Source organism: Cellulomonas xylanilytica, assembly GCF_007989805.1.
In the GTDB taxonomy this organism is placed as follows: Bacteria; Actinomycetota; Actinomycetes; order Actinomycetales; family Cellulomonadaceae; genus Cellulomonas; species Cellulomonas xylanilytica.
The window spans coordinates 67326-82430 of sequence record NZ_BJUB01000011.1 but is presented as its reverse complement, the minus strand read 5'-3'; the positions used below and the strand labels follow the sequence as shown (position 1 = coordinate 82430).

Here is a 15105-nt window from a genome sequence, read left to right as displayed (position 1 = left end):
GTTCAGTCCTCCCGGTCCCACGCGGGGCTGATCCCGCGCGCGTACTGGATGTCGTCGTTGCTGACACCGGCGGCGACCATCGGCCACACCATCGCGTCACGCGAGACGGTGAAGTCGATGACGACCGGCTGGTCGTTGATCTCGAGGGCCCGCTTGATCGTGGCGTCGACGTCGGCGACCGACTCGCACCGCAGGCCGGCGCAGCCGTAGGCGTCCGCCATCTTCACGAAGTCGGGGATGCGCACGGTGCCGTGCCCGGTGTTGAGGTCGGTGTTGGAGTAGCGGGACTCGTAGAACAGGGTCTGCCACTGCCGCACCATGCCGAGCGACGAGTTGTTGATGATCGCGACCTTGATCGGGATCTCGTTGATGGTGCAGGTGGCCAGCTCCTGGTTGGTCATCTGGAAGCAGCCGTCGCCGTCGATGGCCCACACGGTCCGCGACGGGTCGCCGACCTTGGCGCCCATCGCCGCCGGCACCGAGTAGCCCATGGTGCCCAGGCCGCCGGAGTTCAGCCAGGAGTTGGGTCGCTCGTACTTGATGAACTGCGCGGCCCACATCTGGTGCTGGCCGACGCCGGACGCGAAGATTGACTCCGGCCCGGACAGCTCGCCGATGCGCTGGATGACGCGCTGCGGAGCGAGGTGGCCGTCGTCGGGCTCGTCGTACCCGAGCGGGAACGTCGAGCGCCAGTCGTCCAGCTGCCGCCACCAGCCCTCGAGGTCCGGCTTGCCGTGCTGCGTGTGCTCGCGGGCCAGCTCGGGCAGCAGGTCCGCCATGACCTCCTTGAGGTCACCGACGATCGGCACGTCGACCGCACGGTTCTTGCCGATCTCGGCCGGGTCGATGTCGGCGTGCACGATGGTCGCGTGGGGCGCGAAGGTGGACAGCGTGCCGGTGACGCGGTCGTCGAACCGGGCCCCCAGGGCGACGACGAGGTCGGCCTTCTGCAGGGCGGCGACGGCAGCGACCGTGCCGTGCATGCCGGGCATCCCAAGGTTCTGCGGGTGCGAGTCGGGCAGGGCACCGCGCGCCATGAGGGTGGTGACGACGGGGGCGCCGGCGGCCTCCGTCAGGGCGCGCAGCTCGGCTGCTGCACGGGCGCGGATGACGCCGCCGCCCACGTAGAACACCGGTCGGCGCGACGTGGCGATCAGGCGGGCGGCCTCGCGGATCTGCTTGGCGTGCGGCTTGGTCACCGGGTGGTAGCCGGGCAGGTTCAGGTCCTGCGGCCACGTGAACGTGGTGCGGGAGACCATCGCCGACTTGGCGATGTCCACCAGCACGGGGCCGGGGCGGCCCGTCGAGGCGATGTGGAACGCCTCGGCGATGACGCGCGGGATGTCGTCGGGGTCGGTGACCAGGTAGTTGTGCTTGGTCACCGGCAGGGTGATGCCGACGATGTCGGCCTCCTGGAACGCGTCCGTGCCGATCATGGACGCGGCCACCTGCCCGGTGATCGCGACCAGCGGCACGGAGTCCATGTGCGCGTCGGCGATCGGGGTCACCAGGTTCGTCGCCCCCGGGCCGGACGTCGCCATGCAGACACCCACGCGACCGGTCGCGGCGGCGTAGCCGGCGGCCGCGTGGCCCCCGCCCTGCTCGTGCCGGACCAGGATGTGGCGGACCTTGGTGGAGTCCATCAGCGGGTCGTAGGTGGGGAGGATCGCGCCGCCGGGGATGCCGAAGACGACCTCGACGCCGGCCTCCTCGAGCGAGCGGACGATCGACTGCGCGCCGGTGACCTGCTCGGGGCCGACCGTGCTCGTCGTCGCGGCGGGAACCGTGACGCGGGCGGCGGTGGGCGTGGGTGTTCGCGGCGGTGCCGGGTGAGGGCCCTGGACCATCGGTGTCTCCCTGGGTCGTGCTGCTGGTACTGCGTGTGGCGAACGGGGCTGAACACAGAAAAGCCCCTCGAGCCACGTACGGGCTGGACGAGGGGCGAGCGCGCTGACGGGGCCTGTGCGGGAGGCCTCTAGCCGGCGCGCTCAGGAAGTACTACGAGAAGGATCGTCTGCACCCGTTGGACACTACGCCCACGTCTCCCCTGTGTCACGCCGCCGCTGGGCTGTCTCACATCGTGGTTCACGGGATCACAGTGCGGACGGCTCGGGGTCCATGTCGAACGACGGGAGCCCGTCGATGCTCGTCCGGTTCTTCAGCCGGCGGTAGTCCGCCTGGCCCTCCAGGCCCTTGCGCTCCATGTACTGCGGCAGCAGCTCACGCTCTCCCTCGAGCGACATGAGCGGCACCCCGTAGCCGCACGAGTCGGAGATCCGGTCGACGTCCACGACGATGACGGCACGGGCGCCCCGCGTCTCCGGGAACAGCGCCGCCAGCTCGGTGAAGCCCTCGTCGTAGAGCGTCACGAACCGCCCGCGGCCGTACAGCCGCACGATGTTGGGCGGCCCCTGGAACGCGCAGAACATCAGCGTGATGCGGCCGTTGTCCCGCAGGTGGGCGATCGTCTCCGACCCGCTGGCCGTCAGGTCGAGGTACGCGACCGTGTGCTCGTCGAGCACGACGAACGATCCCGCGATGCCCTTGGGCGAGACGTTCACGTGCCCGTCCGCACCGCTGGGGGCCGTCGCGACGAAGAACATCGGCTGCGCCTCGACGAACGCGCGCAGCCGGCCGTCGATCCTCTCGTGGACCTTGCCCATCGTCGAACCACCTCTCCCCCGGCACACCGGTCGCGACGACCCTAGCCAACGGGCCGCGCACGGCCGGGCCGGTCTCGACCAGCGGTCGTCGCCGCTGCGTGGGTGCGCCCCCGGGCGGGTGCGTGGGCGTGCCCCACCGACACCGGCACAGGACGTTCCTACCGTTGTCGGACATGGCGACCCTCTCCGCAGACCTCACACCGGTGCGGCCACCCGCGTCGTCCCGTCGCAGGCGGAGGCGTCGGGGCACGGCGCGAATCGGCTGGGTCGCGGTGCTCCTGACGTCGCTGACGATCGTGGCGTACTCGGCCGTGCCGTACCTGATGGGCTCGCTCGAGCAGCTCGACCCCGACCGGGCGCCGCTCGCGGCGGCGTACTCGCAGACCCCGGGCGTGGTGCAGGTCGCGTTCCTCGTGCACGTCGTCGGAGCGGCCGTCGCCCTCGCCGTGGGGCCCGTCCAGTTCTGGGCGGCGTCGCGGCGCCGGCTCCCCCGGCTGCACCGGTGGCTGGGGCGCACCTACCTCGTCGGCGTCGCCGTGGGCGGGACCGCGTCGCTGGTCATGGCCCCGTACAACACCGCCGGCATGATCGGGTTCCTCGGGTTCGGGACGCTCGGCGTCCTCTGGGTGTGGACCGGGTGGCGGGCCTACCGGGCGATCCGCGCCGGGGACGTGCGGTCGCACCAGGCGTGGATGATCCGCAACTTCTCGCTCACGTTCGGTGCCGTCATGCTGCGCCTGTGGACGGGGGCCCTCGTCGCCGCGCAGGCGTTCGCCGCCGGTGACGCGTTCGACCTCGACGCCGCCTTCACCAACGCGTACAACGCCGTCACCGTCCTCGCGTGGGTGCCGAACCTCGTCGTCGCGGAGTGGATGATCCGGCGGCGCGGGCTGCCGGGCCTGCGGATCGTGGACCCGTCGGCACCGGCCGCTCAGCCGGCCGACCGGCGGTAGACCCGCGCCTCCCACGGCCGGAGCGCCGACCTGCCGGCAGCTCCCTCGGGGTAGTTGCCGAGCACCAGCTGACCCGGGTCGGGGTCGAGCCGGACCTCCTGCTCGTCACCCGAGAAGTTGCCGAGGACGGTCAGCGTCACGTCGCCGAGCCGGCGCGTGAACGCGTACACGTGCTCGTGGTCGGGCAGCAGCATCGTGAAGTCGCCCAGCGCGACCACGGGGTCCTCGTGCCGGAGCGCGACGAGCGCGCGGTAGTGGTGGAAGACCGAGCCGGGGTCCGCGCGCTCCGCCGCGGCGTTGACCGAGGGGTAGTTGGCGTTCACCTCGATCCACGGCGTGCCGGTGGTGAACCCGGCGTGCGGCGAGCCGTCCCACTGCATCGGCGTGCGGGCGTTGTCGCGGCCCATCGCGGCGATGCCGGCCAGCAGGTCCTCGTCGGACCCGGTCCCGACCGACCGGGCGATCGCCACGTGGTTGAGCGTCTCGATGTCCCGGTACTGGTCGAACCGCGTGAAGTGCGCGTTCGTCATCCCGAGCTCCTCGCCCTGGTAGACGTACGGCGTGCCGCGGTGCAGGTGCAGGACCGTGGCGAGCATCGTGGCGGACTCCCGCCGGTACCGGCCGTCGTCCCCGAACCGCGAGACGATGCGCGGCTGGTCGTGGTTGTCCCAGTAGAGACTGTTCCAGCCCACGTCGGCCAGCCCGGCCTGCCAGCGTCCGAACGACGCCTTGAGGTCGAGCAGCCGCAACGGTCGCACGTCGAACTTGCCGCCCGGACCGTGGTCGAGGCCGACGTGCTCGAACTGGAACACCATGTCGACCTCCGCACGCTCGGGGTCGGTGAAGTCACGCGCCTGCTCGACCGTGACGCCGGGCATCTCCCCGACCGTCAGCAGCCGTTCCGGCCGGTCGGCGAAGACCTCCTTGTGCATCTCCGCGAGGAACTCGTGGATGCGCGGGCCGCACACGTACGACGCGGAGCCGTCGGCGAGCAGCCCGCCCGTGACCACCCCGTCGGGGAGCGCCGGGTCCTTGGAGATGAGGTTGATGACGTCCATCCGGAAGCCGTCGACACCGCGGTCCAGCCACCAGCGCATCATCGTGTACACCGCGTCGCGGACCTCGCGGTTCTCCCAGTTCAGGTCCGGCTGCTTGCGGCTGAACAGGTGCAGGAAGTACTCGCCGGACCTCTCGTCGAGCTCCCACACGGAACCCCCGAAGAACGAGCCCCAGTTGGTCGGTTCCGCACCCGGGGCGCCGGCCGCCATCCCGTCGCGGGGCGGACGCCACCAGTACCAGTCCCGCCGGGGCGACGCAGGGTCCCGGGACTCGACGAACCACGGGTGCTCGTCGGAGGTGTGGTTGACGACGAGGTCCATGACGAGCTTCATGCCGCGGGCGTGCAGCGCCGCGACCAGCTCGTCGAGGTCCTCCAGCGTGCCGAACACCGGGTCGACCGCCTGGTAGTCGCTGATGTCGTACCCGTTGTCGTCCTGCGGGGACGCGTAGATCGGCGACAGCCACACGACGTCGACCCCCAGCTCGGCCAGGTGGTCGAGCCGCGCCAGGATGCCGCGCAGGTCGCCGATGCCGTCGCCGTCGGAGTCCGCGAACGAACGCGGGTACACCTGGTACACGACGGCACGCGTCCACCAGGGGGCGTCCTGCTCGGTCCACGTCATTCGGGGCTCCTCTCACGGTGCGGGGGTGGGCAGCAGCTCCTGCTCCACCTGGTCGAGGTCGATGCGGTCGACGGCGTCCTGGATCGCGACGGTGGCCGCGCCCCGCGCCCAGGCCGAGAAGCCGGAGTCGTCGACGTAGAGCCTGACGGGCTCCGCGCGCGGGTCCCGGTCCGCTGCGACGGCCGCCCGCACGCGGTCCTCCGCGAGGGAGAACAGGCCGATCCCCTCGCCGGCCAGCACGGCCGCAGGCTGCAGGGTCAGGTTGGCGGCCATCGCGACCAGACGCCCGAGCGCGGCTGCGGCCTCGTCGACGACCGTCGTCGCCGCCGGGTCGCCCGCGGCCGCGAGCCGGAGCACCTCGTCGTAGTCGACCGGGCGCTGCAGGGCCGCCGACACCTGGGCAGCGATCGATCCCGACGTGAGCATGGCTTCCGCGCACCCGCGGTGCCCCGCGTGGCAGACGGGCCCGCTGGCGGCGAGCGGGATGTGCCCGCCCAGGCCCACGCCCGCCTCGCGGGAGTGCACGGCCTGCCCGTTCACGACGAGCGCGTAGCCGATGCCCGCTCCGATGGTGATGACGACGAACCCGGGGATGCCGGCGCCGCGCCCGAACCAGCGCTCGGCCTCGGCGAGGGCGACGAGGTCGTTCTCGATCGACGCCGGGACGCCGAGCTCGGCCTCGACGAGCCGGGCGAACGGCACGTCCGTCCAGTCGAGGAAGGGGGCGAACTCCACGCGGCCGTCCCGGACGGCGCCCCCGAGCGACACCCCGACGCCCGCGATGCGGTCGACGCCCAGCCCCCGCACCACGCGGGCGATCTCGGCCGCGACGCCCTTCGGGTCGCGGCCCCCCAACGGGTGCTCCTGGTAGGCGAGGAGTCCGGCGCGCACGTCCGTCGCCACCACGTGGAGGGCCTCCCCCGTGATCTTGACCCCCGCAAAGTGGGCCAGGCCCGGGCGCACATCGAGCGGTCGGACGGGTCGGCCGATCGAACCGTCGGACCGGTCGTCGAGCTCGACCATCAGCCCGCGGTCGAGGAACGGCTTGGCCAGGCGGGTGAGGCTCGGCGGCGACAGCCCGAGGCGGCTCGTGAGCTCGCTGCGGGAGATCGGGCCGTGGATCAGCACCGCGCGGGCGAGGGCTCTCTCGCTGTCGCTCAACATGCGCTCGACCGGTTCATTGGTTCCATCATGGCACGAAGGCGGCGCTGCAGCCGCGCAATCGCGGGCCGCGACCGTCTTGTCCGGTGTCTTTATTCCGTGCTAGAACTATCTCATGCTCTCTCACGACGAGGTGACGACCGACCGCACAGCCACGACCCCGGCCTCGCCCGCCGCCGCCGGGCGGGTGCTCCACCTGCACGGCGGCGGCACCAGCGTCGTGATCGACCTCGACGTCCTCCCGCACCCGGCGATCGTGCACTGGGGCGAGGAGCTCACGGACTCCGACGAGCAGACGCTGCGCGGCCTGGCGGTCGCAGCCCGGCCGCAGCGGGTCTCGGGGGGTCTGGACGAGCCCGCCCGCGCCACCCTCGTCGCCACCCCGGCAGGGGGCTGGCTCGGCACCCCCGGCCTGGAGGGGCATCGCGACGGGGCCTCCTTCAGCGTGCGGCTCGAGCTCGTCGACGTCGAGGCCGGCGACGACTGGGCGCAGCTGACGCTGGTCGACCGCGAGGCCCGGCTCACCGCACGGCTGGAGCTCCGCGTCGGCGTCGCCGGTCTGCTCCACCAGCGGATAACGCTCCGTAACGACGGCGACTCCCGCTACACCGTCCAGCACCTGCATCTCGCGTTCCCCGTGCCGTGGGACGCCACCGAGATCCTCGACACCACCGGCCGACACCTGCGCGAGCGGTCGCCGCAGCGGCACCCCTTCGGGTACGGGACCTACCTGCGGGAGAGCCGGCGCGGACGGCCGGGCGCCGACGCCACCCTCCTGCTGGCGGCCGGCCGCCCCGGGTTCGGCTTCGAGCGCGGACGCGTCCACGCCGTCCACGTCGCGTGGAGCGGCAACCACCGGCTCGTCGCGGAACGGTCCGTGTCGGGTGAGGCCTTCCTCGCCGGCGGTGAGCTGTTCGCCCCCGGGGAGGTCGTGCTCGCACCCGGCGGGTCCATCACCTCCCCGGAGGTCCTCGGCTCCTGGGGCGACGGGCTGAGCGAGCTCGCGCACCGCTTCCACGACGAGTGGCGCAGTCGGCCGGCCCACCCGCGCCGCCCGCGGCCGATCACCCTCAACACGTGGGAGGCCGTCTACTTCGACCACTCGCTCGAGCGGCTGACCGCGCTCGCGGACGCCGCCGCGTCCGTCGGGGTCGAGCGGTTCGTGCTGGACGACGGCTGGTTCGTCGGCCGTCGCGACGACACTGCCGGGCTGGGCGACTGGTACGTCGACGCGACGGTCTGGCCGGAAGGGCTGCACCCCCTCGTGGACCACGTGCGCGAGCGCGGCATGGAGTTCGGCCTGTGGGTGGAGCCCGAGATGGTCAACCCCGACAGCGACCTCGCACGGGAGCACCCCGACTGGATCCTGCGGGCGCGGATGACGCTGCCGCCGTCCGCCCGTCAGCAGCAGGTGCTCGACCTCGCGCACTCCGGCGCGTACGACCACGTCGTCTCCCGCCTGCACGAGCTGCTCGACGAGTACCCCATCGCCTACCTGAAGTGGGACCACAACCGCGACCTGCTGGACGCCGGCAGCGGTCCGGACGGGGTCGCCCGAGTCCGCGAGCACACGCTCGCGCTCTACCGGCTGCTGGACGAGCTCAAGGCCGCCCACCCCGGGCTGGAGATCGAGAGCTGCGCGTCGGGAGGTGCCCGGGTGGACCTGGGCATCCTGGCCCGCACCGACCGGATCTGGACCAGCGACAGCCTGGACCCGCTCGAGCGCCTGACGAACCAGCGGTACACGGCCCTGGTCGTGCCGCCCGAGCTGATGGGCATGCACCTGACCAGCCCCGTCGTGCACTCCACCGGACGGACCGTCGACCTCGACCTCAGTGGCGCGGTCGCGCTCCTCGGGCACGCCGGCATCGAGTGGGACCTCACCGCGACCGACGACGCGACCCGGTCCCGCATCGCCGCGTGGGTCGAGCTCGCCAAGCGCGTCCGCCCGCTCGTCGCGACCGGTCGCACCGTCGACGTCGACGGCACGGAGCCCGGCATCGACGTCCGCGGCATCGTCGCGGGCGACGGCTCCGCCGCCGTCTTCACCCTCACGCAGACCGGCACGACCGTCGCCTACCCGCCCGGACGGGTCCGGATCCCCGGGCTCGACCCCGGCCGGCAGTACCGCATCCGGGTCGTCGGCGGCTCGACGGGCGCCGCAGCCCAGTCGGCGCTCGCGTGGCAGGAGCACGACGTCGCGCTGACGGGTCGCGAGCTCGACGTTGTCGGACTGCGACCCCCGGTCCAGTACCCCCAGAGATCCACCGTCATCGAGCTGCTGGCCGACGACGGAGCACCCCACCAGGCGCAAGGAGGCGCACGATGAAACACCGAATGACGCGACGAGGTCGCGTGGCGGCGGTAGCCGGGGCGGTCGCCCTGCTGACCGCGGTCGCCGGCTGCGCGAACGAACCGTCCGACGGCGTCACCACCCTGAACTTCTTCCAGTTCAAGGGTGAGGCGCTCGAGGACTTCACCCGGATCATCGCCGACTTCGAGGCGGAGAACCCCGACATCCGCGTCGTCCAGAACCAGGTCGCCGATGCGGACACAGCCATCCGGACGCTGCTGGTGAAGGACAAGGCGCCGGACGTCATCACGCTCAACGCGAGCGGCAACTTCGGGCGCCTGGCGGAGGCCGGGGTCTTCTACGACTTCTCCGACGAGCCTGTGCTGGAGACGATCAACCCGGCGGTGCAGGAGATCCTCACCGACCTCGGCACCTACGGCGACGAGGTCAACGGCCTGGGCTACGTCAACAACGCCAACGGCGTCATCTACAACCAGGACATCTTCGCCGAGCAGGGCCTGGAGGTCCCCGAGACCTGGGACGAGCTCATCGCCGTGTGCGATGCGCTCGAGGCCGCGGGGATCACGCCGTTCTACGGGACGCTGGCCGACTCGTGGACCGGGATGCCGTCGTGGAACGCCCTCGGCGCCTACCCCGCGATGGACGGTTTCTTCGACGCGATGCGCGAGCAGGGCGAGGACACCGGACCCGACTCGGAGGTGTCGTTCGAGAAGAACTTCGCGGAGGCGATGGATCAGCAGTACGAGCTGTTCGAGTACATGCAGGACGGCTACCGAGGGGCGACGTACGACGACGGCAACGCCGCGTTCGCCAACGGCGAGGTCGCGATGCTGCTGCAGGGCATCTGGGCGCTGAGCCCGATCAAGGGCATCAACCCGGACATCCGGGCAGGAATCTTCCCGTACCCGGCCACCGAGGACCCCGACGACCGGGTGCTCGTCTCCGGCGTCGACGTCGTGGTGACCATGCCGAAGGAGTCGGCCCACCCCGCCGAGGCCCTGCGGTTCATCGACTACCTGTTCGAGAAGGATGTGATCGAGGAGTTCGCCGCCTCGCAGAACATGATCCCGTCCGTGGAGGGTGCCGAGCTGAGCGACGAGCCGGCGATCCAGTCGGTCGCGCCGTACTTCGACGAGGGCCGGATCGCCGGCTTCATCGACCACCAGATCCCGCCCAGCATCCCGCTGCCGGCCATCGACCAGCAGTTCCTGTTCAACGGCGACGCGGAGGCCGCGCTCGCCACCCTCGACAGCGAGTGGAGCAAGGTCGCCGCTCGCACCATCCCCGTGACGGGAGACTGACGATGACGTCCTCCACGCAAGCCCCACCCGCAGCACCCCCGGCCGGCAGGACCGGGCGCTCGACGGTGCCGCCCGTCAAGGTCGGCCGCGCGCAGCGCACGTTCTACTGGATGGTCTGGCCCGCCGTCATCGCGTTCTTCCTGTTCCACACCATCCCGGTGCTCGTCGGCATCTTCTACAGCTTCACCAACTACGCCGGCTACGGCGCGTGGAACTTCGTCGGTGTGTCCAACTACGTCAACCTGTTCAAGGACGACCGCGTCCTGGCGGCCTACGGGTTCTCGTTCCTGTTCGCGATCGCGGCGACCGTGCTGACGAACGCGATCTCGCTCGCCATCGCGATGGGCCTGAACGCCAAGATCATGGCGCGCAACCTGTGGCGTGGCGTGTACTTCGTCCCGTACGTCCTGGCGGCCCTGGTCATCGGCTACGTCTTCCAGTTCCTGTTCTCCAGCTCGCTGCCGAAGATCCTGTCGGGCATCCCGCTCATCGCCGACAACATCCTGACGAACGAGACCTGGGCGTGGACCGCGATCGTCGCGCTCGCCGTCTGGCAGGCGTGCGCCTTCACGATCATCATCTACCTGTCCGGGCTGCAGACGATCCCGCGCGAGCTCTACGAGGCCGCGTCCCTGGACGGCGCCAAGCCCTGGCGGCAGTTCTCGTCGATCACGTTCCCGCTGATCAGCGCGTTCTTCACGATCAACGTCGTGCTGAGCCTCAAGGGCTTCCTGCAGGTCTTCGACCAGATCGTCGCCCTGACGAACGGCGGTCCGGGCACGGCGACGGAGTCCGTCACGCTGCTCATCTTCCGCGGCGGCTTCTCCGGTGGGGAGTTCGCCTACCAGTCGGCGAACGCGGTGGTCTTCTTCATCGTCATCACCATCGTCTCCCTGTTCCAGTTCAAGGTCCTTCAGCGCAGAGAGGCGGACTTCTGATGACCACCGCAGGAACCGCGCTCGGTCAGGCCGAGGCCGTCCTTCCCGAGCCCCGGCGCCGACGCACCAAGAACGTCGCCGACGACGACTCGCGCTCGATCAACTGGTGGGTGACCGCGCTGATCGCGGTGTGCTCGCTGACGATCCTCATCCCGCTGTACCTGGCGGTCGTCGTCGCCCTCAAGACCCCCGCCCAGCTCGCCGCCGGCACCGGCTTCGAGTGGCCCAACCCCGTCCGCTGGGAGAACTTCGCCGAGGCGTGGGAACGGACCAGCTTCCCGCAGGCCCTCATGAACACGGCGATGATCACCGTCGGGGCGGTCGTCCTCACGCTGCTGACCAGCTCGGTCGTCGCGTACGGCATCGCACGCAACATCCACCGACCGTTCTTCAAGGGCGTCTTCTTCTACCTGCTGGCCGCCCTGTTCATCCCGTTCCCGATCATCATGCTGCCGCTCGTGAAGCAGACCTCGTTCCTCGGGCTCGACAACCAGGCGGGGATGATCCTGCTCTACACGATCTACGGGTTGTCGCTGAACATCTTCATCTACACCGCCTACATCCGCTCCATCCCCATCGAGCTCGAGGAGGCGGCGCGGGTCGACGGTGCGTCGACGTGGCGGGTGTTCCGGCAGATCATCTTCCCGCTGCTCACCCCGATGAACGCGACGGTCGGCATCCTCACCTGCGTGTGGGCGTGGAACGACTTCATCATGCCGCTCGTGGTGCTGACCGACCCCGGGGCCCGGACGCTGCCGCTCGCGCAGTTCGTGTTCCAGGGGCAGTTCAACACCGACTACACCGTGGCGTTCGCCTCCTACCTCATGGCGATGGCTCCGCTGCTGGTCGTGTACATCTTCAGCCAGCGCTGGGTCATCTCCGGAGTCACGCGGGGGTCGATCAAGTAGCCCGGATGACGCGCGAACGGCCCGGTCCGCACAGGACCGGGCCGTTCGTCGTCGATCAGATCAGCACGGCGCCCTTCGACGCCGACTGCACCAGCTTCGCGTACTTGGCCAGCACCCCGCGCGTGTAGGTGGGAGGCAGCGGCGCCCAGCCGGCCCTGCGGGACTCGAGCTCCTCGGCGCTGACCAGCACGTCGAGCGTGCCGTTGGCCACGTCGAGCTGGATCCGGTCGCCGTCCTTGATGAACGCGATGGGTCCGCCGTCGACGGCCTCGGGTGCCACGTGCCCGACGCACAGGCCGGTGGTGCCTCCCGAGAAGCGGCCGTCGGTGAGCAGCAGGACATCCTTGCCCAGGCCGGCGCCCTTGATCGCGCCCGTGATGGCGAGCATCTCGCGCATGCCCGGGCCGCCCTTGGGGCCCTCGTAGCGGATGACGACGACGTCGCCGGCGACGATCGTGCCGTCCTCGAGCGCGTCCATCGCGGCGCGCTCCCGCTCGAACACGCGGGCCGTCCCCTCGAACACGTCGGAGTCGAAGCCGGCCGACTTGACCACGGCACCCTCGGGCGCGAGCGAGCCGTGCAGGATCGTGATGCCACCCGTCTTGTGGATCGGGTTGTCCAGCGCACGCAGGATCTTGCCGTCGGGGTCCGGCGGGTTCACGTCCGCCAGGTTCTCCGCGACGGTCTTGCCCGTGACCGTCAGGCAGTCGCCGTGCAGGAGGCCCGCGTCCAGCAGCGCCTTCATCACCACGGGCACGCCGCCGATGCGGTCGACGTCGTTCATGACGTAGCGGCCGAACGGCTTGAGGTCGCCCAGGTGCGGGACCTTGGCGGCCACGCGGGAGAAGTCGGCGAGCGTGAGGTCGACCTCGGCCTCGTGCGCGATGGCCAGCAGGTGCAGGACGGCGTTGGTGGAGCCGCCGAACGCCATGACGACGGCGATGGCGTTCTCGAACGCCTCCTTGGTCATGATCTGGCGCGCCGTGATGCCCTGGCGGAGCAGCTCGACGACCGCCTCTCCGGACTTCTTGGCGAACGCGTCGCGGCGGCGGTCGGCCGACGGCGGGGCCGCGGAGCCGGGGATCGACATGCCGATCGCCTCGGCCACCGACGCCATGGTGTTGGCGGTGTACATGCCGCCGCAGGCGCCCTCGCCGGGACAGATGGCCCGCTCGATGCGGTCGACGTCCTCGCGGCTCATGAGCCCGCGCGCGCACGCGCCCACGGCCTCGAACGCGTCGATGATCGTGACGTCCTTCTCGGTGCCGTCCTCGAGCTTGACCCAGCCCGGCGCGATGGAGCCCGCGTAGAGGAACACGCTGGCCAGGTCGAGGCGCGCCGCGGCCATGAGCATGCCCGGCAGGGACTTGTCGCAGCCCGCCAGCAGCACCGAGCCGTCGAGACGCTCGGCCTGCATGACGGTCTCCACGGAGTCCGCGATGATGTCGCGGCTCACCAGGGAGAAGTGCATGCCCTCGTGGCCCATCGAGATGCCGTCGGACACCGAGATGGTGCCGAACTCGAGCGGGTACCCGCCCGCCGCGTGCACGCCCGCCTTGGCCGCCTGCGCCAGCCGCTGGAGCGACAGGTTGCAGGGCGTGATCTCGTTCCAGGAGCTGGCGACGCCGATCTGGGGCTTCGCGAAGTCGTCGTCACCGAGTCCCACCGCGCGGAGCATGCCGCGCGAGGCCGTCGCCTCGAGGCCGTCGGTGACGGTGCGCGAGCGGGGCTTGATGTCGACTGCGTCGCCGGCGGAGCCGGCCGTGCTGCGGGGGGCGTTGTCGGACGTCACGGTCATGCTCGCGAGTGTAGGACTGCGCTCGCGCCGGGCCGCGGGAGGGTCACCCTGCGGACGTCCCCGTCGGCCGGAGCCGACGGGGACGGTCGACGTCAGCTGCCGCCGGCGGCGTTCATCGCGTCGACGACGTCCCGGGCGGAGCCGGTGCCCGCGAACTGCGCCGCGACGGCGTCGTTCAGCGCGCCGCCGACGGTGCTCCCGTACGCGATGTCCAACCAGAGCTGGACGTACCGCGCGTTGTTGCGGAAGGTGAGCAGCGTCGACATGTTCGGGTCACTGACCGCCGCCTCGGAGCCCATGGTGACGGGCAGCCCGGCCCCGGTCTCCGCGTACCGGGTCTGGACCTCGACGCTGAGCAGGTACCGCAGGAAGTCCACACACTCCGGCGGCGCGTCCGCCGAGCAGGAGAAGCCGTCCCCGCCGCCGAGCGCGGAGTTGGCGTTGCCCTGCCCGCCCGCCGTCATCGGGAACGGGAACCAGCCGAGGTCGTCACCCAGCCCGACGCCGTTCGCGGCCAGCCCGGACATGACTCCCGGGTTCCAGTGGCCCATGAGCTCCATCGCGGCACCGCCGTTGGCCAGCAGGGCCGCGGAGCTGGTGTCGCCCTGCTGCGCGGGCGCCTCGAGGAAGCCGTCCTGGAAGGGCGCCGTGGCGAGGAAGGCCTCCAGGTCGGTGCCCGCCTTGACGAAGCACGGGTCGCTGAAGTCCTGCGACGCACCGGCTGCGGCCATCGTGTCCGGGGGGCAGGCGCGCAGCGCGTAGTTGTACCAGTAATGCGCCGCGGGCCACTTGTCCCCCGCCCCCACGGCGATGGGCACGATGCCGGCGGCCCGGAGCTTGACCACCGCGGCGTCGAGGTCCTCCTGGATGATCGGCGGGTCGGTGATGCCGGCCTGCTCGAACAGCGCACGGTTGTACCAGAACCCCTCGACACCCATGCTGAACGGCAGCCCGTACGTCCGGCCCTCCAGCTGCCAGCCGGCGGCCGACCCACCGATCAGCTCGAGCTCCGACGTCACGTCGTCGGTCAGGTCGAGCAGCGCGCCCGCCGCGACCTGCTCACCCATCTGACCGCCGCCCCACTGCTGGAAGACGTCCGGGAACTCCCCCGTCGTCAGGGCGTCGGCGAGCCTGGCCTTGAGCTCCTCGTTCTGCACGGGCACGTTCTCGATGGTGACGTTCGGGTGGTCGGCCTCGAAGCCCAGGGCGACCTTCTCGAAGTAGGTGTTGAGGGGCTCGTCGATGCCGTTGTGCCACCACGTCAGGGTGACCGGGTCCCCGTCGGAGGTCCCGGAGTCGCCCCCGGCGCCTCCGCAGGCGGCGAGCAGCGCGGTCGCGGCGACGGTCGCGGCGAGCGACCTCCCCGTGCGGGCGATTCTCATGTCGT

The 15105-nt window shown here is 71.0% G+C and carries 11 protein-coding genes; 5 read left to right on the top strand and 6 right to left on the bottom strand.

All coding sequences use genetic code 11. From position 1 onward, the window contains the following. Positions 1 to 2: 2 nt before the first annotated feature. Both CXY01_RS16560 and CXY01_RS16555 read right to left on the bottom strand, forming a co-directional pair. Positions 3 to 1847, bottom strand: coding sequence for an acetolactate synthase large subunit (locus tag CXY01_RS16560; RefSeq protein ID WP_146929399.1), 1845 nt, complete (start codon positions 1845 to 1847; stop codon positions 3 to 5). Between the two features lie 246 nt (positions 1848 to 2093). Then, positions 2094 to 2663, bottom strand: coding sequence for a pyridoxamine 5'-phosphate oxidase family protein (locus CXY01_RS16555; RefSeq protein ID WP_146929396.1), 570 nt, complete (start codon positions 2661 to 2663; stop codon positions 2094 to 2096). 173 nt (positions 2664 to 2836) lie between these two features. Here CXY01_RS16555 and CXY01_RS16550 point away from each other — a divergent pair, with 173 nt between their 5' ends. Continuing rightward, positions 2837 to 3616, top strand: a complete 780-nt coding sequence (locus CXY01_RS16550; RefSeq protein ID WP_146929393.1) for a DUF2306 domain-containing protein — start codon at positions 2837 to 2839, stop codon at positions 3614 to 3616. On the opposite strand, the gene CXY01_RS16545 is transcribed toward CXY01_RS16550, so the two are convergent. Continuing rightward, complete coding sequence (locus CXY01_RS16545) at positions 3595 to 5298, bottom strand: glycoside hydrolase family 13 protein (protein ID WP_146929389.1); 1704 nt, start codon at positions 5296 to 5298, stop codon at positions 3595 to 3597. The two genes, CXY01_RS16550 and CXY01_RS16545, sit on opposite strands and share 22 nt — an antisense overlap. Positions 5299 to 5310: 12 nt before the next feature. Further along, positions 5311 to 6462: an ROK family transcriptional regulator gene (locus CXY01_RS16540; RefSeq protein WP_146929386.1), complete on the bottom strand. Its 1152-nt coding sequence runs from the start codon at positions 6460 to 6462 to the stop codon at positions 5311 to 5313. A gap of 112 nt (positions 6463 to 6574) precedes the next feature. Here CXY01_RS16540 and CXY01_RS16535 point away from each other — a divergent pair, with 112 nt between their 5' ends. From CXY01_RS16535 to CXY01_RS16520, 4 genes are read left to right on the top strand one after another with little or no spacing between them, the layout of a single operon-like run. Beyond that, entirely contained in the window at positions 6575 to 8788 is a 2214-nt protein-coding gene (locus tag CXY01_RS16535; protein WP_146929383.1) for an alpha-galactosidase, read from the top strand. Between the two features lie 26 nt (positions 8789 to 8814). Then, a complete protein-coding gene (locus CXY01_RS16530) occupies positions 8815 to 10074 on the top strand; it encodes an ABC transporter substrate-binding protein (protein WP_246125439.1) in 1260 nt (419 codons plus the stop codon). Between the two features lie 2 nt (positions 10075 to 10076). Continuing rightward, positions 10077 to 11012: a carbohydrate ABC transporter permease gene (locus CXY01_RS16525; RefSeq protein ID WP_146929377.1), complete on the top strand. Its 936-nt coding sequence runs from the start codon at positions 10077 to 10079 to the stop codon at positions 11010 to 11012. Continuing rightward, entirely contained in the window at positions 11012 to 11920 is a 909-nt protein-coding gene (locus tag CXY01_RS16520) for a carbohydrate ABC transporter permease (protein ID WP_146929374.1), read from the top strand. Before CXY01_RS16525 ends, CXY01_RS16520 begins: the two co-directional genes overlap by 1 nt. A gap of 55 nt (positions 11921 to 11975) precedes the next feature. On the opposite strand, the gene ilvD is transcribed toward CXY01_RS16520, so the two are convergent. After that, positions 11976 to 13718 carry a dihydroxy-acid dehydratase gene (ilvD, locus tag CXY01_RS16515; protein WP_146929371.1) on the bottom strand — a complete coding sequence of 581 codons (1743 nt, stop codon included), beginning with the start codon at positions 13716 to 13718 and terminating at the stop codon, positions 11976 to 11978. Positions 13719 to 13810: 92 nt separating this feature from the next. Then, entirely contained in the window at positions 13811 to 15100 is a 1290-nt protein-coding gene (locus CXY01_RS16510) for an extracellular solute-binding protein (RefSeq protein WP_146929368.1), read from the bottom strand. Between the last annotated feature and the right edge of the window lie 5 nt (positions 15101 to 15105).

What these genes read in the sequence shown, in the direction of transcription:
- CXY01_RS16555 (WP_146929396.1), bottom strand. Translation starts at nt 2,663, where the DNA reads ATGGGCAAGGTCCACGAGAGGATCGACGGCCGGCTGCGCGCGTTCGTC.
- CXY01_RS16545 (WP_146929389.1), bottom strand. Translation starts at nt 5,298, where the DNA reads ATGACGTGGACCGAGCAGGACGCCCCCTGGTGGACGCGTGCCGTCGTG.
- CXY01_RS16540 (WP_146929386.1), bottom strand. Translation starts at nt 6,462, where the DNA reads ATGTTGAGCGACAGCGAGAGAGCCCTCGCCCGCGCGGTGCTGATCCAC.
- CXY01_RS16535 (WP_146929383.1), top strand. Translation starts at nt 6,575, where the DNA reads ATGCTCTCTCACGACGAGGTGACGACCGACCGCACAGCCACGACCCCG.
- CXY01_RS16550 (WP_146929393.1), top strand. Translation starts at nt 2,837, where the DNA reads ATGGCGACCCTCTCCGCAGACCTCACACCGGTGCGGCCACCCGCGTCG.
- CXY01_RS16560 (WP_146929399.1), bottom strand. Translation starts at nt 1,847, where the DNA reads ATGGTCCAGGGCCCTCACCCGGCACCGCCGCGAACACCCACGCCCACC.
- CXY01_RS16525 (WP_146929377.1), top strand. Translation starts at nt 10,077, where the DNA reads ATGACGTCCTCCACGCAAGCCCCACCCGCAGCACCCCCGGCCGGCAGG.
- CXY01_RS16520 (WP_146929374.1), top strand. Translation starts at nt 11,012, where the DNA reads ATGACCACCGCAGGAACCGCGCTCGGTCAGGCCGAGGCCGTCCTTCCC.
- CXY01_RS16510 (WP_146929368.1), bottom strand. Translation starts at nt 15,100, where the DNA reads ATGAGAATCGCCCGCACGGGGAGGTCGCTCGCCGCGACCGTCGCCGCG.
- ilvD (WP_146929371.1), bottom strand. Translation starts at nt 13,718, where the DNA reads ATGACCGTGACGTCCGACAACGCCCCCCGCAGCACGGCCGGCTCCGCC.